Source organism: Neobacillus terrisolis, from assembly GCF_051233475.1.
Classification (GTDB): Bacteria; Bacillota; Bacilli; order Bacillales; family Cytobacillaceae; genus Bacillus_BU.
The window spans coordinates 71313-95976 of sequence record NZ_JBKFGH010000006.1 but is presented as its reverse complement, the minus strand read 5'-3'; the positions used below and the strand labels follow the sequence as shown (position 1 = coordinate 95976).

Annotated in this window: 22 protein-coding genes and 1 pseudogene; 3 read left to right on the top strand and 20 right to left on the bottom strand. The window is 40.2% G+C overall.

What is annotated here, in order from left to right:
• Positions 1-9: 9 nt before the first annotated feature.
• From ACI48O_RS04425 to ACI48O_RS04365, 13 genes and pseudogenes are all read right to left on the bottom strand, one after another.
• The gene (locus tag ACI48O_RS04425; RefSeq protein WP_435560521.1) at positions 10-513 is read right to left on the bottom strand and encodes a Rieske 2Fe-2S domain-containing protein; all 504 of its coding nucleotides are present in this window, start codon (positions 511-513) and stop codon (positions 10-12) included.
• Complete coding sequence (locus tag ACI48O_RS04420; RefSeq protein ID WP_435560520.1) at positions 510-1079, bottom strand: 4Fe-4S dicluster domain-containing protein; 570 nt, start codon at positions 1077-1079, stop codon at positions 510-512. The genes ACI48O_RS04425 and ACI48O_RS04420 overlap by 4 nt, the downstream gene beginning before the upstream one ends.
• Positions 1076-3229 (bottom strand): formate dehydrogenase subunit alpha, encoded by a 2154-nt coding sequence (fdhF, locus tag ACI48O_RS04415; RefSeq protein WP_435560519.1) that lies wholly within the window; start codon positions 3227-3229, stop codon positions 1076-1078. Before fdhF ends, ACI48O_RS04420 begins: the two co-directional genes overlap by 4 nt.
• Positions 3207-4349 (bottom strand): MFS transporter, encoded by a 1143-nt coding sequence (locus tag ACI48O_RS04410; protein ID WP_435560518.1) that lies wholly within the window; start codon positions 4347-4349, stop codon positions 3207-3209. The genes fdhF and ACI48O_RS04410 overlap by 23 nt, the downstream gene beginning before the upstream one ends.
• Before the next feature lie 313 nt (positions 4350-4662).
• On the bottom strand, positions 4663-6444 hold the full coding sequence (locus tag ACI48O_RS04405; RefSeq protein ID WP_435560517.1) for a TIGR04190 family B12-binding domain/radical SAM domain protein: 1782 nt from the start codon (positions 6442-6444) through the stop codon (positions 4663-4665).
• 235 nt (positions 6445-6679) lie between these two features.
• Positions 6680-7807: an FMNH2-dependent alkanesulfonate monooxygenase gene (gene ssuD / locus ACI48O_RS04400; RefSeq protein WP_435560516.1), complete on the bottom strand. Its 1128-nt coding sequence runs from the start codon at positions 7805-7807 to the stop codon at positions 6680-6682.
• 66 nt (positions 7808-7873) lie between these two features.
• Positions 7874-8605 (bottom strand): annotated as a pseudogene (locus ACI48O_RS04395) (ABC transporter permease); the annotation flags it as partial.
• Between the two features lie 158 nt (positions 8606-8763).
• Complete coding sequence (locus tag ACI48O_RS04390; protein ID WP_435560515.1) at positions 8764-9783, bottom strand: aliphatic sulfonate ABC transporter substrate-binding protein; 1020 nt, start codon at positions 9781-9783, stop codon at positions 8764-8766.
• A gap of 17 nt (positions 9784-9800) precedes the next feature.
• Complete coding sequence (locus ACI48O_RS04385; protein WP_435560514.1) at positions 9801-10568, bottom strand: ABC transporter ATP-binding protein; 768 nt, start codon at positions 10566-10568, stop codon at positions 9801-9803.
• A 330-nt stretch (positions 10569-10898) separates the two neighbouring features.
• Positions 10899-11057, bottom strand: coding sequence for a Fur-regulated basic protein FbpA (locus ACI48O_RS04380; RefSeq protein ID WP_435560513.1), 159 nt, complete (start codon positions 11055-11057; stop codon positions 10899-10901).
• A 16-nt stretch (positions 11058-11073) separates the two neighbouring features.
• The gene (locus ACI48O_RS04375) at positions 11074-11256 is read right to left on the bottom strand and encodes a YezD family protein (RefSeq protein ID WP_435560512.1); all 183 of its coding nucleotides are present in this window, start codon (positions 11254-11256) and stop codon (positions 11074-11076) included.
• Between the two features lie 283 nt (positions 11257-11539).
• Positions 11540-12418 (bottom strand): PaaX family transcriptional regulator, encoded by an 879-nt coding sequence (locus ACI48O_RS04370; protein WP_435560511.1) that lies wholly within the window; start codon positions 12416-12418, stop codon positions 11540-11542.
• Positions 12419-12835: 417 nt separating this feature from the next.
• Positions 12836-13105, bottom strand: a complete 270-nt coding sequence (locus ACI48O_RS04365) for an AMP-binding enzyme (RefSeq protein ID WP_435560734.1) — start codon at positions 13103-13105, stop codon at positions 12836-12838.
• 289 nt (positions 13106-13394) lie between these two features.
• On the opposite strand from ACI48O_RS04365, the gene ACI48O_RS04360 reads away from it, so the two are divergent.
• Positions 13395-13673 (top strand): hypothetical protein, encoded by a 279-nt coding sequence (locus ACI48O_RS04360; protein WP_435560510.1) that lies wholly within the window; start codon positions 13395-13397, stop codon positions 13671-13673.
• Positions 13674-13699: 26 nt separating this feature from the next.
• On the opposite strand, the gene modA is transcribed toward ACI48O_RS04360, so the two are convergent.
• Together modA and ACI48O_RS04350 are read right to left on the bottom strand one after the other, a co-directional pair.
• Complete coding sequence (gene modA, locus ACI48O_RS04355; protein WP_435560509.1) at positions 13700-14497, bottom strand: molybdate ABC transporter substrate-binding protein; 798 nt, start codon at positions 14495-14497, stop codon at positions 13700-13702.
• A gap of 117 nt (positions 14498-14614) precedes the next feature.
• Positions 14615-17839: a DEAD/DEAH box helicase gene (locus ACI48O_RS04350; protein ID WP_435560508.1), complete on the bottom strand. Its 3225-nt coding sequence runs from the start codon at positions 17837-17839 to the stop codon at positions 14615-14617.
• Positions 17840-18079: 240 nt separating this feature from the next.
• Here ACI48O_RS04350 and ACI48O_RS04345 point away from each other — a divergent pair, with 240 nt between their 5' ends.
• Together ACI48O_RS04345 and ACI48O_RS04340 are read left to right on the top strand one after the other, a co-directional pair.
• On the top strand, positions 18080-18697 hold the full coding sequence (locus tag ACI48O_RS04345; RefSeq protein ID WP_435560507.1) for an RraA family protein: 618 nt from the start codon (positions 18080-18082) through the stop codon (positions 18695-18697).
• A 72-nt stretch (positions 18698-18769) separates the two neighbouring features.
• A complete protein-coding gene (locus ACI48O_RS04340; protein ID WP_435560506.1) occupies positions 18770-19744 on the top strand; it encodes an MBL fold metallo-hydrolase in 975 nt (324 codons plus the stop codon).
• A 64-nt stretch (positions 19745-19808) separates the two neighbouring features.
• On the opposite strand, the gene ACI48O_RS04335 is transcribed toward ACI48O_RS04340, so the two are convergent.
• The 5 genes from ACI48O_RS04335 to ACI48O_RS04315 form a co-directional block, all read right to left on the bottom strand.
• Positions 19809-20264, bottom strand: coding sequence for a branched-chain amino acid aminotransferase (locus ACI48O_RS04335; RefSeq protein WP_435560505.1), 456 nt, complete (start codon positions 20262-20264; stop codon positions 19809-19811).
• Between the two features lie 604 nt (positions 20265-20868).
• Positions 20869-21510, bottom strand: coding sequence for a CoA transferase subunit B (locus ACI48O_RS04330; RefSeq protein ID WP_435560504.1), 642 nt, complete (start codon positions 21508-21510; stop codon positions 20869-20871).
• Between the two features lie 48 nt (positions 21511-21558).
• Positions 21559-22260 (bottom strand): CoA transferase subunit A, encoded by a 702-nt coding sequence (locus tag ACI48O_RS04325; RefSeq protein ID WP_435560503.1) that lies wholly within the window; start codon positions 22258-22260, stop codon positions 21559-21561.
• Positions 22261-22290: 30 nt separating this feature from the next.
• Positions 22291-23835: an acyl-CoA carboxylase subunit beta gene (locus ACI48O_RS04320; RefSeq protein ID WP_435560502.1), complete on the bottom strand. Its 1545-nt coding sequence runs from the start codon at positions 23833-23835 to the stop codon at positions 22291-22293.
• A 31-nt stretch (positions 23836-23866) separates the two neighbouring features.
• A complete protein-coding gene (locus ACI48O_RS04315; protein WP_435560501.1) occupies positions 23867-24649 on the bottom strand; it encodes an enoyl-CoA hydratase in 783 nt (260 codons plus the stop codon).
• Positions 24650-24664: the final 15 nt, after the last annotated feature.

Below are 24664 nucleotides of genomic sequence, written 5' to 3'. Positions count from 1 at the left end.
GCTATTTTCCTAAACTGTTCGTCCCTTCATCCCTACTGCATAAATTCCATCCTTTTGTTTTTCCAAAAGGATTGACGGTAATGGTCTTTGCGGGGGACCTGCCAAGACGGATCCATCATTCACAGAAAAGTAACCCTTATGGCATGGGCAAACTAATTTATTTGAGGGTTTATCAAAGTACACAGGACATTGAAGATGCGTACATTTTATATTGTAAGCACGGAATTCCTGTTCAGAAACACGAATCAGTAATGCCGGCTCATCTTCATCCAGATAAGAGAAAGGCTTACTGTCTCCAATATTTAGTTCATTTAAATTGGCAATCTTAACTTTTTTAGCATCGCCTTCCTGCTCTCCTTTAACCGCCTGACTTACCAAGGGAATCGTTGAGAAAAACATCACGCCCATCAACCCTAAGCTAGAGCCAATAAACCCTCTCCTGTTAAGATCTATTTCCTTATCTCTGCGAATGTTAAACGCAAGCTTTTGCAAGAACTGATCGAATTTTTTCATGTGTGCTCACCTTGAGTGTTATAGTATCCATATTTATGAGTTTCTGTATCAGGAACCCCGATAACTGTCCGCGTTTCAATCAAGGTACCGCCAAAATTCCATACATATTGAACCGGTTTCTTCGATTTTTTCTTAATCTCCTCTTCATCGAGAAATTGGATCGTATCGGTAGGACAAACACTGACACACATCGGCGGTCTTCCCTTTGAAGTGCGATCATGGCATAAATCACATTTATACATGAGCTTACGGTCATCATCTACCCTCGGGATTCCAAACGGACAGGCATACGTACAATTTTTACAGCCAATACATTTTTCATGGGATGCTGATAAAACCGTTCCGTCAGCGGTTAATTGAATCGCCTGAACCGGACAGGATTCCGCACATGCCGGTGTATAGCAATGCATACAAGGAGTTGGCGATTTAGCTACAGTCTCCCCAGGCATGAGCTCATCGACAAACATTCGGGTTAAATGATCATGACCGCTACACTCTTCACATCCAATCATGCAGGCTTTACATCCAATACAGCGTTCAAAATCGATATATAAAACCTTTGTCATGAGGTGCTCCCTTTCTCTGTTTTTTCAATTTTAACCGCACAAACCTTAAATTCCGGTATTTTCGACTTTGGATCTAAGGCCGGATTGGTTAAATGATTGATCGCCATCGTTTTTCCCCAATGATACGGTACGAAAAAGGTATCTGGCCTAATGATTTTGGTGATTTTAGCTGGAACGGATAGCTCTCCTCTACGACTAATAAGCTTAACAACCTCTTGTTCTTTAATTCCAAGTTTCCGGGCGGTATCCGGATGAATCTCTACATAAGGCTCCGGGCAGAATTTCGCTAACGCTTCTATTCTTCTCGTTTGGTTCCCGCTCAAATAATGATAAACAACTCTTCCTGTTGTTAAAATATACGGATATTCTTTGTCCACCTTTTCATTTGGACCGGTATAATCAGTAGCCAATAGTCGTGCTTTTTGATCCGGAAACGGAAACTTCAAGTCCTCAAACAATCTCGGTGTCCCTTCATGCTCCTCAGTTGGACAAGGCCAGAATACTCCGTTCATTTTTTCAAGCTTTTCATACGTAATTCCATAATAATCAGCCTTTCCACCTCGTGAAGCTACCCTTAATTCATTAAAGATTTCTTCGGGAGAATCATACTTAAAGTACTTCCCTCTTCCAAGACGGTCGGCAATTTCACATAAAACTTGCCAGTCTCGTTTTGACTGCCCCGCTGTTTTATTCAAGCCTTTTAAAAGAACCACTCTCCCTTCCACATTGGTCGTGGTTCCTGTATCTTCAATCCAAACGGTTGAAGGCAAGACGACATCCGCCAATTCTGCCGATTCAGATAAAAACATATCCATCGCCACAAAGAAATCCAGTTTCTCAAGATATGTTTTTACATCTCCTACGGTGGGTGCCGAAACCATCGGATTACTGCAAAGCAACAACAATCCTTTCACTTCTTCTCCTAAGGAACGAAGCAGTTCAAACGCCGACATTCCCGGACCTGGTATCTCTGATTCTTCCACGCCCCAAACTCCAGCAATATATTTCCTCGCTTCAGGATCGGTAATTTTGCGATACCCTGGCAATTGATCCGCTTTTTGACCATGTTCACGACCCCCTTGTCCGTTCCCCTGTCCGGTAAAGGTTGCGAACCCAGAACCCTTTCGGCCAATTTTTCCAGTTAGCAGGCAAAGATTCACATAATTAGACACTGTATCAGAACCGGTTGAGTGCTGCTCGATTCCTCGCGCAAACATCACCATTCCATTTTTAGCCCGGCCAAACAACCTGGCTGCCTCGATAATCTTTTCTGCTGAAACCCCCGTGATTTCCGCCACCTTTTCCGGCGTATAGGTTTCTGTCATTTTTTCTAGCTCTTCGTAGCCAACGGTATGTTTTTCAATAAAGTCTTTATCGATCATATTCTCTTTAATCAATAGATGGATAAATCCATTTACTAAGGCGATGTCCGTCCCAGGTCGAACATCCAAATGAACGTCTGAAACTAATGCCGTTTTGGTTTGCCTTGGATCGACGATAATAAGTTTTGCTCCTCGATCACGTGCTCCCCATATGTATGGCATTGATAACGGATGACATTCTGCTGTATTGGAGCCAGCAATTAATAAAACATCAGCGGACTTGATGTCAGACCATGGATTGGTTGACCCACGATCAATTCCGACGCTTTGGTTAAACCCAACAGCAGCAGAGGACATGCAATATCGTCCGTTATAATCGATGTTTTTCGTTCCAAGCCCAATTCGTGCAAACTTCCCGACTAGATAGCATTTTTCATTGGTCATCGATGACCCGCTGTAAATACCAAACGCATCTTTTCCGTGTTTACTTTGAATTTCTTTTATTTTCGATACTATAAGGTTGATTGCTTCTTCCCAAGAGGCTTCCTCGAGCTTGCCGTTTTTTCGAATTAACGGATGAAGAAGACGGTCACCAAGTTCAACCTGACGATAAGCAGCCACTCCCTTAGGGCAAAGCCTTCCTCCGTTCATCGGAAAATCATAGCGGGGCTCTACCCCTAACACCTTTTCCGTTGCCTTCTCCACTCTGATGTTCATGCCACATTGCATCCCGCAGAAACAGCAATGTGTAGCGATATTCTCTTCCCCTTCTCGTAAAATCGAATCAAATTCTCTTTGTGAATAATCAGCGTTTTGAGGATGCCCCATCTGCTACATCTCCTTCTTTTTTCATAATCAGTCCGTTTTGTCCATTCGTTGAAACAAGTACATCCACTTGACCAAAGTGAACAGGGGTACCGAAAGCAGCTAATCTGTTCGTAACTCTTCGACATTCAGAGCATAAATCAGACATATGAAGCTTACTCCCCTCAATAGGAACAGACAAACGTCTTTTGCTTAAAGCAAGCTGAACATCCGCAATTTGTGTTTCAGTTGCATATTCAATTCCACAACGGGAGCATTTTTTCTGATTGGTCAATGCATGATAGGCAGGAATAACAATGGCAAGAAATCGTAAAGGGATATGCCAAAACTTCCCGAACGGAAAATAGAGCAGAAAAACGATAACGGAGATTTGATGGGCAATCGAGATTCCCGGGTAAAATCTCCCTTCCATATAATAGGCGGAAAAGGTAAGGAGGGAGCCTGTAACCGAAATAGCAATCAGTAAGATTAATGGAAAAAAATCATATTCTTTCGCTTGCTCTACTAATGTTTTACTTTCGGAATATCTTCGGTAAATAGCCATGACACTTCCAATAATAACAGCAATTCCAGTCCAATTAAGTCCATGATAAATCAAAAATGCCGGGGTAGAATCAACTGCCATTCTAAATGCAGGTATTCCAAAAATCACTACTTGATAAGTACGTGAATCTACTAATTCAAAATGAAGCCAACTAAATACCAGAGAAAAGGTAATCGCAAAGGACAGTAAAACTCCCCATGAAATCAGCATGTGCTGTGACCAGCGATACAAAGACCGGCGAGAAATAAACTTCTGGGCTCCAATATTTTTGGATAAAGTTCCGAGCAGGAATTTCCACCCTCTCTTACTAAAAAACATCTTAAGCCCCTGATGCCATAACCGTCTGGCAGGTGGTCTCAATGACCACGCTGTGATCCTAATCGTTAGTATAATAAAACATAGAATGGAAGCCCATAAATATCCATAAAGTGCCATATCAAAATATCCAAATGCTTCAGAACCAATATAGATGGATAAAAAAAGGATTAAGACTACGACAAATGAATTGATTGTTGCTTTCTTTGCAAAGGCACCCTCAGAAACGGTGAATGCTTGATAACTGCGTGCATTTTCCTCCATCCAAATTCCCCCTAGTCCGCATGGTGAATGACTTTATTCTCTCAATTTCATTCATATATTATTCTAAAAAGGAAATATGCTACTTTCATTCCAATCGTGATCCATTTAGGCTTTAGTGTTAACCTTTTCCTTTGGGAAAGGCTCTATTAAATATGGCTGATGATTTCCGCTCCAGGTGCTCCAATCAACAGAGTACTTTCTTTAACATGCCTTTAGAAAAGAAAAAACCTAAGGCATTTAGCCTTAGGCAACAGGATTTGAGCTGAACTTGACTTATAGTCAACAGCTCGACATATATTATTATTTTATAAAATTACAAGGAAACCTTGTGACGATCCACTACTCCAAGCTGACATTTTACTCCTCTTACCATTTCCTCGAACAGTAATTCCAAACCAATGACAGTCAGTGATGCGAAATTAGCATAAAGCTTTTTCGTTTCCCATTTAAGCTCATTTTTGCCACAAATACTATGGCGATTGACCTCGATAACTTCCCGCTTAATTTCAGCAAGCTTCATCTCTCTTTCATCGAGTGGCAATGCTAAAATTTCATCAATACGGTCGATAAATTCGAGTGATTTGATTATCTTCATCTCAATGTCATCATATGCCGGCTTATCAATCAATCCATATTTCAGTTTAAATTGATTTAATAATAGCGCAGAATCATAAGTTCCTTTTACTATTTCTTCACGAGTCATTTGCTCTGTTTCATAGCTGAGCATATATTTCCATGATGGTTGGAGCATGGCCTGTCTGAAATCCTCAAGCTTTGAGTAGATCTTTTTGTAACCGTATTTCTCAGGATTTTCAAATGCTGGGCTCCCCGGATCCAAGAACGGGGAAAGTGGTGCAACAAAGTATGCAAGTCTCGGATCATTATTGCATATATTGTGAACTTCTTCACAAAACGTAATGTTGTCGATTGCACTTTGATAAGTTTGCCCCGGGATACCAACCATAAAGAATAAGTCGATCTTCGCACAGCCGTTGTTCAAAGCGTGTTGCAGTGTTTCAATAATTTTTTTGTTTGTACAAGGAAGTTTTCCATTTAAGCGGCGCAGGTTCTCATCGGATGTTTCTAGCGTTAATTCGATGCTATACTTTGGAATCGCGTCCTGGAGCTGCTTGAAAAAGTCTTCATCAGCAAATTGAAACAGTTCAAAAACAATTTCATTTTTTAAATCTAATTTCTTTAGACCGGACAAAAATTCTTCTACATATTCGGGTCCGCCCTGTCTAATATCATTTAATAGAAAAATAGGAGCACGGCTAAATCGTTGAATGAAAGCAATGTCCTCAAGCATTTTTCTTGGTGATTTCATGACAATCTTTTTACGATTGCAATTAAGGTCATATGCCGTTCTTGAGCCGCCACATATTAAGCAATTATATGTACAACCCTTCGAAGTAAGCAATGCGGTGTTTGGATATTGCAGCCAGCCTTTATATGGTAAAGGGTCTAGTAGATTTCCATACTTAAACACCGAACGAACAATATAACGGTATCCTGGAAAATCAAATTCATCCAGATCATCCGGTACGTAAGTAATTGGATTATAGAAGTATTCATCGTCCTTTTTCCAAGTCAGGTTTGGAATGGTAGAAAAATCATTATGCTTATTTTCAAGGCGGTTTAACAGCATCAACAATGGTTTTTCTGTTGTATCGCCACGCATAACAAAATCAATCCACGGATATTCGATTAGTTCCTTATGAAAGTATGTGGACGAAAGGCCACCGAAAATAACAGGGACTTCCGGGTGCAGCTTTTTAACCACCTTTGCCAGCTCTACACTGCCATGGGCATGTGGGAGCCAATGTAAATCAATCCCGAAGGCTTTCGTTTTGATCTTTTTAAGTTTTTTCTCGACGTCGAAGTTAGGATCTAGTAGCATCCGGTTTGCGATGTTAATAATTTTTACCTTTAAGCCAAAGCGCTCAAGATAGTCACCAATACTCGTTAAACCAATGGGATACATTTCAAAGACCGGTGATGAAGGGACGACGTCACTGATGGGACCGGTAAAGATCATTTCCTTCCGAAAATCATAGACTGTCGGTGGATGCAACAGGACCAGGTCATAAATCATTGGATCACCCTCTTATTTATATTTTGGAAACATAATTTTCCTTAAATTTACTATACTCCAACTGTATAAAAAAAAGCAGTGAACATTCGTTGAATTATCTAACAATTTCGATAACTTTGTAACGTTTACAATAGGATTTAACAACTAAACATAAGAAAAAGACTGTCTCCAAACAGTTCTTTGGAAACAGCCTTAAAGCATCTCTTCATCGCTGACAACTTGCGGGTTCTAGCTATTAAAGAAGTGAAAAAGCGCTATAGCTTTTTCCGTAAACACTGCCAACTAATTGCTGGTTAGTTGCTCCTCCATTCCCTTTAAACGGCAGAAGTGGAAATAATAATTCAGCGGTACGATAGGCCTCTTCTAAATGCGGATAGCCTGAAAGTACAAAGGAATCAATCCCTAAATCCGCATACTCTTTTATACGTTGTGATACTTGCTGCGGATCTCCAACAAGGGCGGTACCAGCTCCGCCGCGGACGAGTCCGATCCCTGCCCATATGTTGGGACTAATTTCAAGAGACTCTCTATCAAAATTATGCAGCTGGGACATTCTTTTCTGTCCAACCGAATCCATTCGAGCCCTACCTTCCTCTGCTGCCTGGATGGTGTCTGCATCTAGATGTTGGATTAAGCGATCCGCTGCTGCCCAAGCCTCTTGTTCCGTTTCCCTAACAATCACATGGAGTCTAATCCCAAATCGAACCGTTCTCCCTTCTCGCTCGGCCCGCTGGCGTACATCTTTAATCTTCTTTTCCACTTCAGCTGGTGGTTCTCCCCATGTTAAATAGACATCTGAATGCTTTGCAGCCACCTCATGCCCAGCGTGTGACGAGCCTCCAAAATAGATAGGTGGGTGGGGCTGTTGAACTGGAGGAAATAAAAGCTTGCCATCATTCACTTGTAAATGTTTACCCTTATATTGAACATTTTCCCCTGCCAAAAGCCCTTTCCAAATCGTTAAGAATTCATCTGTCGCCTCATATCGTTGATCGTGATCCAGAAAAATGCCGTCACCCGCTAACTCGACCGGATCTCCACCGGCTACCACATTAATTAAAAGTCTACCCTTAGAAACCTGATCAAGTGTCGATGTCATCCTTGCTGCAACCGAAGGAAGGGTTAATCCTGGACGCACCGCCACTAAAAATTTCAATCGTTCTGTTTCTGTAGCAAGTGAGCTCGCTAAAATCCAAGGGTCCTGGCAAAATTGTCCGGTTGGAATTAATACCCCTGTATAACCTAACCGGTCAGCAGCTTGAGCAATTTGCCGGAAATACGTATAATCTGCTGGACGCCCTCCTTTCGTTGTACCTAAATACCGAGTATCTCCACTTGACGGAATAAACCATAAAATTTCCATTTTGTTAGCTCCTTTATAAAATTTTCACATCTTTTACTTGGTTTTAGTCAAAAGTTAAATGTCATATTAATTGCTCGGGTTATTACCTGAAAAATGATCGCGCCATTTTAACAGTTTTGATTCTAATAAGCGAACGGCTGAGTCGGTCCATTTCCCGACCAAAGCAAAAATAATAATTCCTACAAAGACAATTTCCGTATTTGAAAACTGCCTCGCATCCATGATCATATAACCAATCCCCTCACTCGAACCCATTAATTCTGCGACAACTAAACCGAGCCAGGCTACCCCGAGTGATAGACGAACCCCTAAAAGGATATTGGGCAGGGCTGCTGGGATAATTAATTTGGTAATCAGTTTTAAGCGTGTGAATTCTAAAACTCTTGCAACTTCAAATAGCTTTCCGTCCACCCCTCTGATCCCTAAAAAAGTATTAACGTAGATTGGGAAGAAAGCTCCTTTGGCAATAAGCAAAATTTTCGAGGTTTCCCCAAAACCAAACCACAGGATAAACAATGGTGCGACCGCCAAATGTGGAACAGTACGAAGCATTTGCAGGGAAGGATCCATAAACTGTTCTGTCTTACTGGAAAAGCCAACAAGAAGACCCATCAGCAACCCTAAGCCTGCCCCAAGCACAAAGCCGATTGCTGCACGCCAAATACTAATTTTCAAGTGACCCCATAGTTCACCTGTTAAAATCAATTCTGCAAAAGACCTTACTATTTCCACCGGCGTCGGCAATAACGTCGGTGACACGATCCCAATGGTTCCAACAAATTGCCAAATTATGATAACAAATGTGGGTAAGATAAAACCTCGAAGTATCGCTCTACATTGGTTTAGAAAAGATGTTCGGCGACTTTCTTTTTTAACAAACAAGGGGGAGCGAACTGATAATACAGGTCGTGTTGAGAGTGAAACATCCTTTGTTTTATTCATTTCTGTCCACCTCCCTATTCTTTTGTTTCTTCTTTGAACTCTTTTAAGGCTTTTTTGATATAAGAATTGTCAACGACCTGTTTTGTGTCAATTTTTTGATTGATTGCTTTTAAGGAATACTGGAAATCGGCAGTTTCTTGTTGAGAGTTTATAATTTTCTTATCAATAGGAACATTGATTGAAGTCGTGTTTTCTAATACCTGCTCAACGACCTCAGGAGCCAACTTTTTCTCTTCAGCAAAAATTTTGATCGCTTCTTCCGGATGCTCGTTTTGCCATTTTAGTGCTTTTTCATAAACCTTTAAAAATTCAACTACGAGTTCAGGATGTTCTTTAGCAAACTTTTCCCTTACGATAGTAAAACTAGGAGATACAACATTTACGGATTCACAATTGGCCAACACTCTAGCACCGTTTTTCAATTGCTGCAAGCTAATGAATGGATCCCAGATTGCCCAAGCATCAACCGCTCCTGTTTCAAAAGCAGGCTGAGCCTCATCTGGCTGAAGCTGAATGATTTCCACATCCTCCGGCTTCAATCCTGCCTTATCGATGGCTTGGTACAATAAATTGAAACCGCTGCTTCCTTTTGCCACCGCAACCTTTTTCCCTTTCAGATCCTTTAGTGTTTTAATCGAGCTGCCTTTTTGAACAATAATGGCATTCCCCTTTAAACCTTCACTAATACTAGCAATCTCTTTAAAAGGGATTCCGGCCGCTTGAGCAGCCAAAACTGGGGAATTCCCAACTTGCCCAAAATCTAATCGATCTGAAGCCATTGCCTCAAAATGTGGCGGACCGCTTTGAAATTCTGACCATTTTACGTCAACACCTAGTTTGGCAAACTCTTCCTCAAACCACCCTTTGTTTCTCGCTAGCATAAGTGGTCCCAAAATTTGTTGAATTCCAATTGTAATCGTTACTTTTTCATTTTTTACACTTGCTGTCTCCTGTTTCTTACCGATTGAGGAGCAGCCTGCGAATAAGCTAATGCTCAAAAATAGAATTAGACTTAAGATTATTATTTTTTTCATATAAATTTCCCTTTCTATTAAATTCCAGACCCTTCAACTAAAATAAATTCGTCCGCCTTCTCAAATTCTTCTAAAACCTTTTGGCGGAGTTCCTGAAATGACCGATTCACTTTCTTACGGGGAAAAGGTAAGTCAATTGGAATAATATTACTCACTCTTCCAGGTCTAGGACTCATAATAACGACCCGTTTACCGAGGTAAATTGATTCATCCACATCATGGGTAACCAGAATCATCGTTGTTCCTTTGTTTTTCCAAATATCAAGCAACACATCCTGCAAATGCGTTCTAGTAAAAGCATCGAGTGCACCAAACGGTTCATCGAGAAGGAGCACCTCCGGATTACGAAGCAATGCTCTGGCGATCGCAACCCGCTGCGCCATCCCTCCGGAAAGCTCACGTGGATATGACTGCTCAAATCCTGTTAATCTCACTATCTCAATAAGCTCATCAACCTTTCTTCTTATTTCGGGATCACGTAAGGAAAGATCTGCTGCTATGTTTTTTTCTACCGTCATCCAAGGAAAAAGACGATGCTCTTGAAAAATAAATCCTTGTTTGATTCCTGGACCTTTCAAATCGGCATTTCCGATTTTTACTGACCCGCCGAAATGAAGATCAAGTCCAGCAATAATTTTCAAGAGTGTACTTTTCCCACATCCGCTAGGACCAATAATCGTGATAAATTCTCCTTTGTTAATATGTAAATTTACATCCTGCAATGCCTGAACTGTCTGATTGGATTTAACAAATGACCGATTTAACGACTTAATGCTGACACTCAATTTGCTTTCCTCCTTTTTGTTTGTTTTATTTTTCCGTAACAGTCACACATCGGAGCATCACCACCCTTCAGAAGTTTTAGATAGGCTCTGTTATTTAATCACAGCCAAAAATAAAAAGGCTGCTATCTTTTATTAAAATAAAAAGATTAGCAGCCTTCAGTTGTCTGATCAGCCTCAGTATGAATTGGTTTAACTACTACAGCTTTGACACGAACAAACCTTTCGTTTTCGAATTGGCGTTGTTTGTTTTGTAAATATTTGTCAACATCGTAATATTATAACTACTTTTCCGATATGTCAACTACGAATTAAATAAAAAATAATTTAAGGTTACTTAGTACCACTAATTTTTTCATATTCTTCCTCAAGATCAGTTAAAGTTAACTCAAACAACTGGTTATCACCTTTTTTGTAATAACCCATCCCAATCAACTGTTCAATAAGATATTGTCTTCTTTTTTCTATTGCTCTCCGAATTATTTTTCCCATCTGTCTGCACCTCAATTTAATAATTGTCTCCCAGTGGTTTTCGGCTCCTGACTAAATTTTTTGAAGGAAAGCGATTCTTTTCAGTGCGGTCTACCTGGGTAATTTGACCATCATGAATGGTTATTACAACAGAACCATATTGTAATCCCTTTAACGACTCCAAAATAAATTTCTGTTTTTCTTGATCAATAACTGCCATTTTATCATTCTCCTTCCAGCTTCAAATCCCATTTTGAGGATAAAAAAGCGCATACCCTTTTAGAGTATGCGCCTTTGGTTTATCCAATCAGCGTTTATTAATTTTTTAACATAACCTTTTTGTAAATATGTTAACATTACATACGTTTATTTTATTCACACTTTTCCTACCTGTCAAGTGTGTTTTCGGAAAATTCGGGCAATAAAAAAAGACAAGGTGCTTGCCTTGTCTTCGAGTTGTTTCCCGTATTTATCTCATATCGATTACTATTGCTTATAAACTATTAGACAAAAACCTCATTAAACGGACTAATGGCTTTATTACGGATCGGCCGGACTTCTTTATCAGGAGCAGCTTCGAATATGGATTCAAAAAAGCGGACAGCCGGGATAGAGACCATTTGATGGATATTCCAAAATAGTTCTCTCGCTTTTATTCCTGACCAATCTTTTGGCAATAAATCTCTAGGAAAACCAGGATCCTTAAACAAAAATTTACGATACTCATGGACAATCAGTGTTCGTTCAATAAAGCATTCTTTATCGCTTAACGAGTTCGTTAACGCTTTCTCTTGGAGTTCTTCAAACTTTGCGGAGAAGTGATTGATAAATACATCGTATTCTTCAGACACGTTCTGCAGGTTCCAACCACGATCAATTATGCTTTGGGTTGAATGAGAAACCACTGAAGCAGAACTAAACAGGATTGCATGCTCTTCAATTTTATACGATTGAATCATTTCGATAACCTGATCTTCTAACGGATTTGGACTAACCCATGTACTGTTGGAGATCATCCCAAAACCAGTCCAGCTTAACTCTTTCCTGATTTCATTACGAAGATCACGTTTTTCCTCTGGAAAAGAGTAGGTTAATATTCTCCAAAACCCATCCCATGAATGTTTGGGAGTCATGTACACCCTTTTTACTCCATCTTCTACTCTTCTACCACCTTGAGGCGTCACAGAATAGTAGCTTTTATTCCCGATCTTCCTTACATTAAGGAGGTTTTTTTGAACCATTCGTAGGATGGCGCCACGGACTGATGATTCAGATACTCCAAATTGTTCCATTAATTGAATTAAGCTTCCGACCCAAATTTCTCCTCCGTAATATTGGATATATTCCCCGTATATTGTAAACATTAATGACCTTGGTTTCACTGATTTCACCATCCAATATCTAAAGTTCAGTATTTTTTCTCTTGTTATAAAAGATTACATCTATTATAGTTTATTTTTCAGAATTTTGCATAAATATTAATTTTGAACTTATTTTATTGGCATGAGCGCGAACAAACAAATGTTCGTCTTTCAGTCTTCTTTCTTTCGATTCAGGACTTCTATCCGTGGATTACAGCTCCTAATCCGTGGATTTCAGCTTCTAATCCGTGTATTTGTCCCTCTAATCCGTGGATTTCAGCCCACTATCCGTAGATTTGGGCTTCTTATCCGTGAGTTTGGGCCTTTTATCCGTATATTAAAATAATTCTAATCCTATAATCTAGCAGAGAACTTCGCTTAAAAGAAATAAATCCCACTTTGTTAAAGTGGGATCAACATCTTACAAATTGTTTACCATTATTCCGCCTTAAGTAGTTGCATTAATTGCTGTTGCAGTGAGACTTTCCGTATTTTCCCGCTCGCAGTCATAGGAAACTGATCAACAATAATCACTTTATCTGGCACCTTATTGTCGGCAGCTCTTGTTTTAATAAAATCAATCAGTGTATCGCTATTCACATAATAATTCGGCTTTAATTTTACACATGCACAGGAAATTTCACCAAGCACTGCATCAGGTAAGCCAACGATAGCAGCTCCCATGACAGCTGGGTTTGTATTCAGAATCTCTTCAAGTTCACGTTGATTAATAATAAAAACCCCCTTAATAAATTATTTGTTGCTAGAAATTTCCTCGTTGTCATGCACTCACCTTGTAAGCGATTTCAACTAACTCCAAAACAAAAAATTCTCAATGTTTTTATAAAATTTAGAATATTCCCACTTAATTATATTATAAATTGTATTATTTTTATACGCAAAAAAGAAGTATTAATAAAAACAGTTTTTATAAATAGAAAAAGTTGGTACAATTAATGACAAGGTTTTATATTTACAGGTGGGATTTTCAAAAAACATGGAGATTCCTCTTTCTCAAATCAAAGAAATAAGAACATACGCTGGTCCAGAAAAAATATCACGTCAGGAAGCAAAAAATATATTTGACGCACGTCCGGTTGACTTTTTTATGGAGAAACCAATGTTTGAAATCGATTTAAAAGAACCGTTGAGAGTGGAATTAATGTACGGATTTAAAAGAACAGTCGATCGAGTATTATTAAATATTGACGAGCCAAACGAGTTTTTCTCCGCAATTCAAAATGCCATTATACAAGCAAACACCGAGTGCCAATAGCATTCGGTGTTTATTTGCATTGGTACCTAGTCTAAACCGATAAATCCATACTGTTCAAAAACCTTTTGAGATTTTTGATTATGAAGATAATCGTAGAATAATTGGGCTTCTTCCAAATGGGAGCTCTTTTTTACGACACCCACTGGATACACAATCTGAGTATGAGTGTTTTCCTCAGCGGTTGAAACAATCTTTACTTTTGATGAGATTAACGCATCTGTTTTGTATACAATACCCGCGTCCACATTGCCTGTTTCTACATAGGTTAGCACCTGACGTACATCCTTAGCGTAAACCATGTTTCCTTCAACAGTATTCCAGATATTCATATTTTCTAAAGATTGTTTAGCATACTCTCCTGCCGGGACAGACTCAGGTGTCCCAATCGCAATTTTCTCTGCCTTGGTAAGGTCTTTGAATGTTTGAATACCTTTATTCGAATCCGTTGGAACGACAAGGACAAGTTTATTCCCAACAAGATCGGTTCCTTGTTTCTTGTCAATGTATCCATCTTGCACTAATTGATCAAATTTATCCTCTGCAGCGGAGAAAAAGAGATCTACTGGGGCACCCTGAGAAATTTGTTGCTGAAGAGCGCCTGATGCTCCAAAGTTATAAATTACTTTCACATTAGAGTGTTCTTTTTCAAAATCGTCCTTAATTTCATTTAGTGCATTTTGTAAACTTGCAGCGGCTGAAACGGTTAACTCAACCGTTTTATTCTCATTAGGCTTTTTACTTTGTTCTTTTGCAGAACAACCGGTAACGATTAGAATGAACAGTAGCATCGAGTAAAAGTAAATATGTAAATACTTCAATTTCATAGTTTTCCTCTTCCTCTGTCTTGTTAGAATTAATCCTAATTATACTTTATTAAACTTAGCTAATTATGTAAAAAACGTCACTTATGTAGATCAATAAGTGACTGTGAATGGATTGACTTATATCATTAATAATTCGCGGATATCCTCGTCTGTAAGAGTTGAGGATGTTTTTCCATCTGATTCGATGATTGCTTCAATCAAATGTCTCTTTTTCTGTTGCAGCTCGTTCATTTTTTCTTCAATTGTTCCCTTGGCAACCAGTTTGATTACTTGGACGACATTTTCCTGGCCAATCCGATGGGCTCTGTCTGCTGCTTGCTCTTCAACAGCCGGATTCCACCAAATATCGTATAGAATCACCGTATCGGCTCCGGTTAAATTGAGCCCTGTCCCTCCAGCTTTCAACGATATGAGGAATAAATCCCGTTCCCCTGCATTAAATCGATTGCATATTTCCAGTCGTTCCGCTGATGGAGTTTGGCCATCAAGGTAGAAGAACGATTCTCCCTGCACGGACAGCTCCCTGCCAATGAGTGCAAGCATCTTCGTGAATTGCGAAAATATTAACACCCTTCTCCCCGAAAGCTTTGATTCTTTTAATATTTGCAGAAGCTGTTCAAATTTCGCTGATCGACCCTGGTAGCCATCCACAAACAACGCTGGATGACAGCAAATTTGGCGTAAACGGGTTAATCCAGCAAGAATTTTAATTCGATTTTTCCGCATCGTGTCCTTGTCCAAATGCTTTAATGTATCATGCTTCAGCTTGACCAAGTAAGCTGCATAAAGCTTCTTTTGGTCAGGGAGCAAGTCTACCGTTTCCATTGACTCCATTTTTTCTGGGAGTTCTCTTAAAACATCCTCTTTCTGTCTGCGCAGCAAAAATGGACGAGTTCGTCGGGCGATGGCTTCCTTTGAAAGATGACTGTATTCCTTTAGTCCTTGGAAAAGCTCGGGAAAGACAACATGAAAAATCGACCATAGCTCCTCAAGCGAGTTCTCAACCGGTGTTCCAGTAAGCGCAAAGCGATGCTCTGCTTTTATTTTTTTAACGGCTCGAGCTGTTTGGGTTACAGGGTTTTTAAAGGCTTGAGCCTCATCAAAAAAGACTGTGTGGAACGCTTGTTTCTTAAACCAATTGATATCCCTCCGCAATAACGGATAAGATGTAATGACTACATCCACATCCTGTATGGCCTTTTGCAGTTCCAGCCTCTCAGCCTGTTTCCCATCGATTACCAATGCTTCGATTTCTGGAGTAAATTTCATCAATTCACTTAGCCAATTATAGGTAAGGGAAGACGGACAAACGATTAGAACCGGGAGCTTCCGTTTACGAATATCAGAATGCACAGACAAGATAAACGCTATACTCTGCAATGTTTTTCCCAGCCCCATACTGTCAGCAAGAATTCCTCCAAATCCATAGCTGGCAAGACTTTTCATCCATTTATAGCCTTGCTTTTGATAGTCTCGCAATATAGAATCTAAGCGTTTTGGAACTTCAAATTCCAAGCTGTCAGGGTTCCGGAGCTTTTCGAGAAATTGCCGAAACGAATCCTCTATTTTTAAAACATTTTGATCCTCAACAAAATCTAAAAAACGGAGCCCACTGACAATCGGCATATTCAAACCACTTTCCAAATCTTCAGCCTGGATCGGTTGTTCATTCAGAAACCGTTTAATAGCTTCAAACTCTCTTGTCTCTAACGATAGCAAGGATCCATTCCGCAGACGATAAAACTTTCGCTTTTCTTCAAGAGCCGAAAGAACATCACGAATTTGTTTTTCAGGGATGCCATCCATTTCGAATTTAAACTCAAGCCAATTTGTCCGCTCTTTCTTGACCTTAATCCTTATTTGCGGAGGTTGATTTCCTTTGAAAATTCGGTTTCTAACTGCGGTAGTTGCGTAAATTTGAACGAGCTTTTGCAGTTTAGGAACAACATGGTACAAAAACTCGTACTCCAGCTCTTCATTATGCAAAAGGTAACCGCCGTCAGTCTTGGCAAATGAGCTATCCTCCATCAACTCCAGAATTTCATCCTCTTTCTCGAGATCTCTAACTAGTACAGTGTTTGTCCAAAGTTCCCGATTCTCCAGTGGATTAATCACAATATTTTCATAGTGAAACTCAAGGCCCGCAAGCAGGCGATTTTTAACACGATCCAAATATAACTTTGGGATTAACGGTGTCTTTGGTAGAAGAGTTGTTATTTCTCCCGATAATTGAACATTCCCTAGTTTTTTCAATCCCGGCACTACTTTTTCAAGAAAAAAGTCTTTTTGTTCGTGTCGAATTGGAATTTGATTCGTCCCAGAAGCATCGAGTAGCTTGATAAGATCGGCAAGTCGCTCACTGTCCTCTTTTTCAAGCTGAATGAATTTCCCTTTATATATGACAGATTGATACGAATTCAGGACAATAATTTGATCCAACCCTTTAATCTTGAGGAGATAGTCTGTCCCCCCCATCGTTTTAGTAAAATCAAACTGTAGGGGCAATGATTCTCTCGAGAGGTTAAGGCCCTTATAGATTTTTCCATCACACTCTAACGTCACCAAAGGTGTTCTTAACAAATGAGGGATAAGTGATTCCCATGAAGTTGGCGGGATCAGTAACAGATCGTTTTGGTTATGGAATCGATAGTCAGAACGATCCGGAAGTGAATTTTTAAACACCTTTTCATCATGAACCACTTCGATAAGCTGCTGAATGACAGTATACGATTCTTTTTGAAAGCAATATAGGCCCGGATCGAAGGTGAAGGTAATCGAACACATACTGGGCTTCCCTTTTGCAATATCCTTCAGAAAATCCCGGATGTTCATTACCTTTGCATCACCGACTTTGAGTTCAATCCCAAGCATATTCTGCCCAGGTTTGATTGGTACAGGTTTACAAATAAATTCAGCCTCAAGCACTTGCCTATTTTCAAAGTGGAGTTGCTGCCCACTGGAACGCTTCGGCTGATTATTAAAAAGTGTCAATAAACCTTCTGATAAGTCTTGATTGGATGAAGGCGGAAGTGTTTCCGTACTTATTTGAAGCGTTTCTCGACGCTGATGTTCGTATATCGATATTAAAACCGCCGCAATATGCTGGCAATCCTTTTGAAAGGAAGCAAGCTTAGGACAGCTGCATTTCGTGCGAAGATTTCCTTTTGTATCGGTTTCAATCGAAACGTGAAAATTCTCTGTTCCAACTACCGTTGCGTTACAAACATTAGGACTATATTTTTCAATGATGACTTTATTGGCAAGATAAAAAGAGTCTCCTCGTTTGAAGGAGACTGTACCGCACATTTCTTGAATGAGTTTATGAGTTAACTTTATATTCAATTGGCTAGCTCCTTCACGATGACGTTAATCCTCATTATATCATATGGAAGGATGATTTTTTAGCGAGATAATCCGTTAAATACCCCCTAAAAATAGTTTGCGTTCATAGTGCCCGTTAATCTTTTTATGAGGTCATTCATTTTTCTTATAGAAGTTTATAGTTTTTTCATAATTTTCAATTTTTTAGAATAGATGTATAATTGTATAAGTGCAAATTACATATGGTAAGGAGATTGAAAAATGGACGAACTAGTAATAAAATTTCAAGGTATTCCTACTACTGCTATTTCCGATGCAATGGATGGATTGAATAATTTAGATCCTGCGATTAAGCCTTTAAAAGAAGAATACAAGTTTGCTGGACGAGCCTTAACAGTAAAAACTGCCGTTGGGGATAACTTGGCTGTACAAAAAGCCATCCGCCATGCAAAACCTGGCGATATCATTATTATCGATGCTAAAGGTGACCAATATCGGGCCATGGCAGGAGATTTCGTGGTTGGAATGGCACAAACGATGGGTGTTGGCGCCATTGTTGTAGACGGAGTAATTCGTGATATTATCGGGATCAAAGAACTAAACTTCCCTGTTTTTTCAAAAGGAACAACCGTCGCCGCTAGCGGTAAAGCGGGTGTTGGTGAAATTAATGTTCCTATTTCATGCGGTGGACAAGCCGTCAATCCTGGCGATATTATTGTTGGGGATGCGGATGGAGTTGTAGTCATTCCACAAGCCATCGAGCAAGAGGTATACACAAAAGCCATTGACAAAATTCAAAAAGACCAAGCTCGCGAGGAGAAAATTTCAGGGAACCGTGAGGCAATCATTGCCCACTTGGATAAGATGCTCGGGAAATAGAAATGGGTAAGGGTGACCGTTGGTCTTAATGGTCACCCTTTTTTCAATAGGAAAGATTGAGGTGTCAGTTTAATGGATCTGAAGACAAATGGTGTGGAGGTTATTCCGATAATCGTTCCAGATCAATCAGGATTAAAGAGTATAAATTTCTATCTCATTAAGCATGGACAGTCGCTTTCGTTAATTGATGCCGGCTGGAATAATAATGAGTGTTGGGATGCTCTGATTAAAACGCTGGGAGACAACGGGTTCAGTTTACGAGACTTAACCGAAATTATCCTGACTCATCATCATAATGACCACGTTGGGTTGGTGAACAGAATAATCACAGAGCATCCCATCCCCGTTTATGCCTCTCCCCTATCCATTCTCCGTTTGAAAAGAGACCAATCCTTCCTAGAAATGAGAGCGGATTTTTACGCCAAGCTTTATCGGGAAATGGGCTGTGGGGAAAGTGGCGAAAAGCAAATCACGTATTTAAAGTCTGCGATTCAAAAAAATAAACACAATGCCGTAGTTGCAGATATTACTGAAATCGTTGATCCTACATTATTGAACTTTGACGTCATCCCGGTTCCCGGTCATGCTCCAGACCAGCTCTCCTTTTATCAAAAAAATAATAACTGGCTTTTCGTTGGTGATTTATTGATCGAACATATTGCTGTAAATGCGCTAGTCGAACCGGGCTCTGAAGGACAAAGAATGCCTACATTAGTTCAACATATTGATTCACTTAATAAGGTATTGAAGCTTAATGCAGATGTAGCATTTTCAGGTCATGGTTCTTTGATTCACAATCCAGGTGAGCTTATTAACAAGAGATTAACCGGAATTGAGGAAAAATCCCGACGCATACTCGAGTTAATTGAATCAGGAATTTCCACCGGAAACGCGCTTGCCCTTATCTATCATAAAAAACGATATGATGGGCAATTTTCACTGGTGATGTCAGAAATAATCGGACATTTGGATTATTTAGAGAGTCAAGGGAAAGTGGAGAAGGATTTTGTCGGAGGTATATGGCATTATTCAGTGAGTAAGGTTTAGTTGTTTGGCAGCTGAATAACAAAAGAAGCAAATATCCCAGTTTAACAGGAATATTTGCTCACTTTTACTGTTCCTTTACTGATTCAACTAACGCCTTCAAAAAGTTAAAAATTACTGTATAGGCTTCACCGATCGACATTTGTTCAGTAAATCCTTCAACGTAATTAAACGGCAAATTCAAATCCCAAAGACCGTCATCTTGATTAAACATTAAACTGAATTTTACTTCTTCGCCGTGTAAATTATGTTGAAGAAATTCATTAATGTTTGATTGGAATTTCTTCTGAAGTTTTAATCCCAACAATACATCATATGTACCAAATACATCATCAACTTCAAACGATACAGCATCAACGTTGATGCCTTCAAACAAACTTGATTCCAAGAACATAAACTCATTTTTGTGCTTGTTAAAATAGTCGATTGGCTGGTCTAGAAAAGCTGCATTTTCAACAGCCAATACCTCTTCGGATTCTTTATCGCAACGCTCGATATATGCTTCTGAAAAATCGGGTAACATTTGTTCTGATCCTCCCATGTCTACGTGTATTCCACTTTTGTATACATGAACAGTATATCCTATTTTGGGGGCATTTTCTCTATTGAAAGAAAAAGATGCTGGGCCTGAGTTGTACGGGTTAATAAGTTAAAGTGGCTAGGATCAGAGGATTAGGTTAAACGCCAATATGGGCAAATATAATTATATGGGAGCATATGTGCCTAATTTTGTACCATATAGTTAAAACTTGTCTCATATTTTTTTAAACTTGTCCGATAAAATTTTAAAGTTGGTCCATATAATTTTAAAAGTTGGTCCATATAATTTTAAAGTTGGACCATATATTTTTTTACTTGTACCATATACACAATTCAAAGGGCATAAACTCTTTTTGGTGGGCATTTTTTTTGACATTTTCTCTTTTTTTTATAAAAATAGAGGAATTTTTAGTGGAAAAATAACCGCTAAGTTAAAAACGAAGCAAAAAATCGGGGCATTTTCAAAAATTCAGGGCAAAAATTAGCATTATTTTTAGAAAAAACCGAAACTCCCCCTAAAAACTGCCGGAATCAAAAAAGGCTGCCCCTTAATTCATTCAGGAGACAGCCCATTATTAATATTAAACTTATGACTCAACTGCAACTCTAAAACTAGCCTCAGTCTTCTCAATAACTTCCTCCACCGTCACGCCTTCTTGAGTTTCTACAAGAACCATTCCTTCTGGAGTGAAATCAAATACTGCTAAATCAGTAATTAGGCGATGTACCACTCCCTTACCAGTAAGTGGAAGTGTGCACTCCTTCTTCACTTTGGATTCGCCATGTTTGTTGACATGTTCCATGATGACCACGACGCGTTTCGCTCCGTTTACTAAATCCATGGCACCGCCCATTCCTTTAACCATTTTCCCTGGAATCATCCAGTTCGCGAGGTCACCGGATTCGGAAACCTCCATTCCACCCAAAATTGCCAGATCGATATGGCCGCCGCGAATCATCGCAAATGATTCGGCACTGTCAAAATAAGAAGCACTCGGAACAGCCGTAACGGTTTCTTTTCCTGCGTTAATTAAATCTGGGTCTTCTTGTCCGGCAAAGGGATATGGTCCAATCCCTAGTAAGCCATTTTCTGATTGAAGCAGTACATTATAATCTCTAGGAATCTCGTTGGCAATGAGTGTTGGGATTCCAATTCCTAGATTCACATTCATTCCGTCTTGAATTTCCTGAACCGCACGCTTGACGATGATTTGTCTGGTGTCCTTCATAAACTCTCTCCTCGTCTTTACCAATATTTTTTCGCTTTCTCTAATCAATTAAGCCTGCACAACCGTGCGTCTCTCAATACGCTTTTCGTAGTTTGTCCCCAAAAGAACACGCTGTACATAAATTCCTGGAGTATGAATTTCATCCGGATCTAGTTCCCCGACTCCAACAATTTCCTCAACTTCAGCAATTGTGATTTTACCTGCAGTAGCTGCCATTGGGTTGAAGTTACGAGCTGTTTTACGGAACACAAGATTTCCTAGCGGATCTGCTTTCCATGCTTTCACTAAAGCAAAATCGCCGACGATGCCCTCTTCTAATAAATACGTTCTTCCGTTGAATTCTTTATGTTCTTTGCCTTCAGCGATTGGGGTGCCGACACCTGTTGCTGTATAGAAACCAGGGATTCCAGCGCCGCCAGCACGAATTCGTTCAGCAAGCGTACCTTGTGGAACAAGTTCTACCTCAAGCTCGCCACTTAAAAACTGTTGTTCAAAGATTTTGTTTTCGCCCACATAGGAGGAAACCATTTTCTTAATTTGCTTGTTAGCGAGGAGCAAGCCTAGGCCCCAATCATCGACGCCACAGTTGTTGCTGACAACGGTTAAGTCCTTAGTTCCTTGGTCTTGCAATGCCAGAATCAATTTTTCAGGAATTCCGCATAGGCCAAATCCGCCTACGATTAGCGTTGCACCGTCTTGAATATCTCGAACTGCTTCAGCAAATGAATCTACTATTTTACCTTTTTTCACAGGACAAGCCTCCTTTTTAAAACTAAAATATTAAACCGGATACACCGGGTGTTTGCGTTCAGAGAAGATTAAGTATTTGGATGAGTATGCTTCAAAGCGATTGATTAACTCGTCGCGCAATGAGTTTGCCGGAATGATTCCATCGATCACCATTTCAGAAGCAAGGCGGTAAATATCGATATCCTCTTTGTACTCTTCACGTTTTTCAGCGATGAAGGCTGCTCGCTCTTCTTCTGGTAATGCGGCAATTTTATTTGCGTATACTGCGTTAACTGCAGCTTCCGGGCCCATTACCGCAATTGAAGCAGAAGGCAATGCGAGACACGCATCTGGTTCGAACGCCGGGCCGGCCATTGCATAAAGACCTGCACCGTATGCCTTACGAACGATGACAGAGATTTTCGGTACACTTGCTTCTGACATCGCCGAAATCATTTTCGCACCGTGGCGAATGATTCCTGCACGCTCTACAGCCGTACCAATCATGAATCCAGGAACATCAACTAGGAACAATAACGGAATATGGAAGGCATCACAAAGGTTGATAAATTTCGCTGCTTTGTCAGCCGTATCATGGAACAGTACGCCACCTTTTACGCGTGGTTGGTTGGCAACGATTCCGACAGGCTTGCCATCCATGCGGGCAAGACCCGTAATCAGTTCACCTGCAAATAGTTTTTTGATTTCAAAGAATGAGCCCTCATCAATGATGCCATTGATTAAATCCATCATATTAAAAGCAGAATTTTGATTGGTTGGGATAATCTCTTCTAACGTTTTCTTTAATTGTTTTGGTGCTACCGCTTCTCTAACTGGCGGCTTTTCTGAGAAGTTGGCTGGGAAGTAAGAAAGATAATTTCGAGCTAACGCAATCGCTTCTTCTTCATTTTTCGCAAGAACATCGCCACAACCGGATACGGAGCAGTGCATGCGCGCTCCGCCCATTTCTTCCAAAGTAACCTTTTCACCAATAACCATTTCGGCCATACGTGGTGAGCCAAGATACATAGAAGCATTTTTGTCCACCATGATCACGATGTCACAAAATGCAGGAATATAGGCACCGCCAGCTGCTGAAGGTCCAAACAAGATACAGATTTGCGGAACTCTGCCGGAAAACTTAACTTGATTGTAAAAAATACGGCCAGCACCGCGGCGACCTGGGAACATTTCCACCTGGTCCGTAATCCGTGCCCCGGCTGAATCGACTAGATATAGTAAAGGAACGCGAAGCTTTTCAGCTGTTTCCTGAATACGGATGATTTTTTCAACGGTGCGGGATCCCCAAGAGCCTGCTTTAATGGTAGAATCATTGGCCATCACACATACTAGCTGACCATTGATTTTTCCCATTCCTGTCACAACGCCATCGGCTGGTAAATCACTGGCTATGCAGTTTGCAAATAGCGCATCCTCAAGCTCAAAACCAGGATCAAATAATAACTTTAAGCGGTCACGAACAAATAATTTACCTTGTTCTTGGTTTTTCTCATGATATTTAGGGGCCCCACCCTGTTTAATTTGTTCTACTCTTTCTTCAAGTGTTTGTTGAAGGGGTTTCACATCGACGGACATTTTATTTCCTCCCTCTATTAAAAGTATTCTATTATTCTCCAACATATACCGGCGGTCTTTTTTCCTTAAACGCCTGCAAACCTTCTAAGCGATCCTTCGTTGGAATCGTGATTTCATAAGCGTTTTGCTCAATTGATAGACCTGTATTCAGGTCAACGTCATAGCCTTTATCGATCGCGAATTTAGCTTGTGTGACGGCAATTGGGCCGTTTTTAACAATCTGATTCGCAATTTCCATTGCTTTATCAAGTAGGGAATGAGCAGGAGTTACATATTCTACTAACCCTATTTCACGCGCTTCCCATGCATCGATACGTCGTGCTGTAAAAATAAGCTCTTTGGCGCGGCCTTTGCCAATTAATCTCGGTAGGCGCTGTGTCCCACCTGCTCCTGGAATGATTCCGAGCGCTGTTTCGGTTAGACCCATCTTGGCTGTTTCGGAAGCAACACGAATGTCACATGCGAGCGCTAACTCTGTTCCACCGCCAAAAGCAACGCCATTAATTGCTGCTATAACTGGCTGCGGCAATGCTTCAATCGCATTAATGTTACTGCGAATTAGAGTAACAGTTTTGCGGACTTCGACTGGTTCCATTCCTGCGCGTTCTTTCAAATCGGCACCTGCACAAAAAGCTTTCTCACCTGCACCAGTAATAATGACACAGCGAACGGATTTATCAAATTTAATATCATTAATCGTTTCCTGAAGGATTTTCAACATTTGTACGGATAAAGCGTTAGCTGCTTCGGCACGATTTAACGTAATCACAGCAATACCCTGTTCTGATTTTGTTACCACCACAGGATTTCCCATGTATTTCCCCTCCTA

Excerpts from the sequence above, each read along its gene's own strand:
- ACI48O_RS04425 (WP_435560521.1), bottom strand. The coding sequence starts at position 513 with ATGAAAAAATTCGATCAGTTCTTGCAAAAGCTTGCGTTTAACATTCGC.
- ACI48O_RS04420 (WP_435560520.1), bottom strand. The coding sequence starts at position 1,079 with ATGACAAAGGTTTTATATATCGATTTTGAACGCTGTATTGGATGTAAA.
- fdhF (WP_435560519.1), bottom strand. The coding sequence starts at position 3,229 with ATGGGGCATCCTCAAAACGCTGATTATTCACAAAGAGAATTTGATTCG.
- ACI48O_RS04410 (WP_435560518.1), bottom strand. The coding sequence starts at position 4,349 with ATGGAGGAAAATGCACGCAGTTATCAAGCATTCACCGTTTCTGAGGGT.
- ACI48O_RS04405 (WP_435560517.1), bottom strand. The coding sequence starts at position 6,444 with ATGATTTATGACCTGGTCCTGTTGCATCCACCGACAGTCTATGATTTT.
- ssuD (WP_435560516.1), bottom strand. The coding sequence starts at position 7,807 with ATGGAAATTTTATGGTTTATTCCGTCAAGTGGAGATACTCGGTATTTA.
- ACI48O_RS04390 (WP_435560515.1), bottom strand. The coding sequence starts at position 9,783 with ATGAAAAAAATAATAATCTTAAGTCTAATTCTATTTTTGAGCATTAGC.
- ACI48O_RS04380 (WP_435560513.1), bottom strand. The coding sequence starts at position 11,057 with ATGGGAAAAATAATTCGGAGAGCAATAGAAAAAAGAAGACAATATCTT.
- ACI48O_RS04375 (WP_435560512.1), bottom strand. The coding sequence starts at position 11,256 with ATGGCAGTTATTGATCAAGAAAAACAGAAATTTATTTTGGAGTCGTTA.
- ACI48O_RS04360 (WP_435560510.1), top strand. The coding sequence starts at position 13,395 with ATGGAGATTCCTCTTTCTCAAATCAAAGAAATAAGAACATACGCTGGT.
- modA (WP_435560509.1), bottom strand. The coding sequence starts at position 14,497 with ATGAAATTGAAGTATTTACATATTTACTTTTACTCGATGCTACTGTTC.
- ACI48O_RS04345 (WP_435560507.1), top strand. The coding sequence starts at position 18,080 with ATGGACGAACTAGTAATAAAATTTCAAGGTATTCCTACTACTGCTATT.
- ACI48O_RS04340 (WP_435560506.1), top strand. The coding sequence starts at position 18,770 with ATGGATCTGAAGACAAATGGTGTGGAGGTTATTCCGATAATCGTTCCA.
- ACI48O_RS04335 (WP_435560505.1), bottom strand. The coding sequence starts at position 20,264 with ATGTTACCCGATTTTTCAGAAGCATATATCGAGCGTTGCGATAAAGAA.
- ACI48O_RS04330 (WP_435560504.1), bottom strand. The coding sequence starts at position 21,510 with ATGAAGGACACCAGACAAATCATCGTCAAGCGTGCGGTTCAGGAAATT.
- ACI48O_RS04320 (WP_435560502.1), bottom strand. The coding sequence starts at position 23,835 with ATGTCCGTCGATGTGAAACCCCTTCAACAAACACTTGAAGAAAGAGTA.
- ACI48O_RS04315 (WP_435560501.1), bottom strand. The coding sequence starts at position 24,649 with ATGGGAAATCCTGTGGTGGTAACAAAATCAGAACAGGGTATTGCTGTG.